General features: G+C 71.5%; 4 protein-coding genes. 2 read left to right on the top strand and 2 right to left on the bottom strand.

From position 1 onward, the window contains the following. Nucleotides 1-157: 157 nt before the first annotated feature. Nucleotides 158-295, bottom strand: coding sequence for a hypothetical protein (locus tag L0P92_RS43760; protein WP_234768698.1), 138 nt, complete (start codon nt 293-295; stop codon nt 158-160). Nucleotides 296-629: 334 nt separating this feature from the next. Here L0P92_RS43760 and L0P92_RS43755 point away from each other — a divergent pair, with 334 nt between their 5' ends. After that, complete coding sequence (locus L0P92_RS43755) at nt 630-1,145, top strand: DUF6912 family protein (protein ID WP_234768697.1); 516 nt, start codon at nt 630-632, stop codon at nt 1,143-1,145. A gap of 83 nt (nt 1,146-1,228) precedes the next feature. Continuing rightward, complete coding sequence (locus L0P92_RS43750) at nt 1,229-1,894, top strand: HAD family hydrolase (RefSeq protein WP_234768696.1); 666 nt, start codon at nt 1,229-1,231, stop codon at nt 1,892-1,894. Between the two features lie 135 nt (nt 1,895-2,029). On the opposite strand, the gene L0P92_RS43745 is transcribed toward L0P92_RS43750, so the two are convergent. Further along, nucleotides 2,030-2,596, bottom strand: a complete 567-nt coding sequence (locus tag L0P92_RS43745) for a DJ-1/PfpI family protein (RefSeq protein WP_234768695.1) — start codon at nt 2,594-2,596, stop codon at nt 2,030-2,032. Nucleotides 2,597-2,689 lie beyond the last annotated feature (93 nt).

Genomic DNA, 2,689 nt, shown 5'->3' with positions numbered 1-2,689 from the left:
GGTGTAGAACTTCGACACGTCGCGCGGCGAGCCCTCCGGCCCGTTCTTCGTGTAGCCGGATCCGGTGTGGGCGGCGTACACCGCCGCGGCCGCCGCCGGCCAGCGCGCCGGGGGGGCGTGGGGGCGCGGGGGGGCGCGGCCCTGCCGGGGCGCGGATTCACAGCAGTCGCCGGAGTCCCGCGCGGGCCGCGCGTGAGCAGTCGGGGGGCGGGGCGCCGCCGGGGCGGCGGGTGTCGCGGCGGCTCGGCGGGCGGGTACCGGGGCGGTGCTGGGTCCTGGTCATGACCTTGTTCATGGGGTCCCCGTTTCGGTGAGTCCGTTGGATACCGGTCGGTAACTTCGAGGTCGGTGATCTTGTACGGGGTTCCGGGCGCCGGAAGCAAGGAAGCGGGGACTCTGATCCGGCGGGCGGAATCTTCACTTATCCGGGTGATGCGGGCTGGCGGAAGGCCGTGATGACGGGTCTGCACCGGGTGAATCCGTGGACCGGGGTGGACGCCGGGCCAGGGGGTGAAGGGGACTCGAAAGGGGACGCCCGCACGTATCCTGAAGGCCCTCCGGGAGGTGCGGGACCCGCCCGCTCCTCGCCGGGTCCTTGCGGAGCCTCACGAGTACGAAAGCGGTCAGTCATGCGCGTCTACGTCCCCCTGACCCTCCCCGGTCTCGCCGAGGCGTACAAGACGGGCGAACTGGGGGCCGAGCCGCTCGTCGCGTACGCCGTCACGCCCGCCTTGCGCGAGTGGTACCTCTCCGACGACATCGAGGAGTTGGAGTACGCGGCGCTGAACCGGGCCGCGCTCGCCTCGCTGCGGCTGCTGGCGGCGGACGGCGGTGCGGTACGGCGCCGGGTCGTGGTCGCGGTCGACGTGCCGGACGGGACTGCCGTCGCCGACCCGGACCGGGGGCTGGACCCGGCGGCGCTGGGCGAGGTGCGGATCGCCGGGGGCGTGGCGCTGGCCAAGGCCGCAGCTGTGCATGTCGACTCGGACGACGCGGAGGCGGATGTGGCGGCGGCCGCCGAGGCGCTGGCCGCGGCGGACGGCGGGGACGACGACGCGCAGTTCGTCGTGGACGGGGCCGAGGATCACGAGCTGCTCTGGTACGCCACCCAGGAGATCCCGAACCTGGTGGGGCCGGCGGACTGAGCCGGGGGCCCGCCACCGCTCTCCACTGACCCGTTGACCTGCTGTTCTCTTGATTGTCAGTGGTGGCGGGTACGGTTTTTGGCATGGGGAAGCAGGTAGGGGCACACATCGTCTGGGACTGGAACGGGACGCTGTTCCACGACAACGACGCGATCATCGGGGCGACGAACGCGGCCTTCGGCGAGCTGGGACTCGACCCGATCACGATGGAGCAGTACCGGGCGCTGTACTGCGTGCCGGTGCCGAAGTTCTACGAGCGGTTGCTGGGGCGGCTGCCGACCGACGCCGAGTGGGAGGTCATGGACGAGACCTTCCACCGGTACTACACCGAGCACCGGGTGAGGTGCGGGCTCACCGAGGGGGCGTCGGAGCTGCTCGTGGAGTGGCGGTCGGCAGGGCGCAGCCAGTCGATCCTCAGCATGTACGTGCATGACGAACTCGTGCCGTTGGTGCGGGGGTTCGGGATCGAGGAGCACTTCATACGCGTCGACGGGCGGACCGGGCCGTCCGGGGGCAGCAAGGTCGAGCACATGGTGCGGCACATCGAGGCGCTCGTGAGCGTGGACCCTGCTCGCACGGTGGTGATCGGGGACGCGGCCGACGACGCGGTGGCGGCGCTGCACGTGGGGGCGCGGGCCGTGCTCTACACCGGGGGGTCGCACAGCCGGGCGAGCCTTGAGGAGGTGGGCGTGCCGGTGGTGGACACGCTGGGGGAGGCGGTCGCGGAGGCGGAGCGGTTGGCGGCGTAGAGCGCTGTGCGGTGCCGGGCGCGGTGCGGTGCGGTGCCGGGCATGGTGGTGTGGTGCCCGGTGGTGAGGTCGGGTCGGCCCGGGCGTGGAGCTACGTCGGCCGGCTGGCCGGGGCGTCCGGGTGGTGCGCGGATGTCATGTCACCGGTGCCTTCGCCCTCAGTACCGTCAGGAACTCGCGCATCCAGCTGGAGTGGTCCGGCCAGGCACGGGAGGAGACCAGGGTGCCGTCGACCACCGCCTCGGTGTCCTGGAAGGTGGCGCCGGCTGCCTGCATGTCGAGTTCCAGGGCGGGGTACGCCGTGACGCGGCGGCCGCGGAGGCTGTCGATCGCCGCTGTGAGGAGGGGGCCGTGGCAGATCTGGGCCACCGGCTTGTCGGAGTCGAAGAACGACTTGAGGATCTTGCGGAGTTCGGGGTCGTTGCGGAGGTACTCGGGGGCTCGGCCGCCGGGGATGACCACGGCGGCGTAGTCGCCGGGGTCCACCTCGGAGAACGCGAGGTCGGCGGGCCAGGTGTAGCCGGGTTTCTCGGTGTAGGTGTCGAAGCCGGGTTCGAAGTCGTGGACGACGAACTGGAGCTGTTTGCGGGTAGGGGCGGCGATGTGGACGTCGTAGCCCTCTTCGCGGAGGCGCTGGTAGGGGTAGAGGACCTCCAGTGACTCTGCGGCGTCGCCGGTGACGATGAGGATTTTCGCTGTCATGTCGGGTGCGCTCCTCTTTTGGCCGGGGTGTGCGTCTCCGTCGGGCCTTAGGGGCAACGTGCCTCGGGGGCGGGGGCTTGCCAAGGGGGTGCG

It is taken from the genome of Streptomyces muensis (assembly GCF_021474425.1).
In the GTDB taxonomy this organism is placed as follows: domain Bacteria; phylum Actinomycetota; class Actinomycetes; order Streptomycetales; family Streptomycetaceae; genus Streptomyces; species Streptomyces muensis.
The sequence above is the reverse complement of the archived record's forward strand: the minus strand, read 5'-3'. Positions and strand labels throughout refer to the sequence as shown.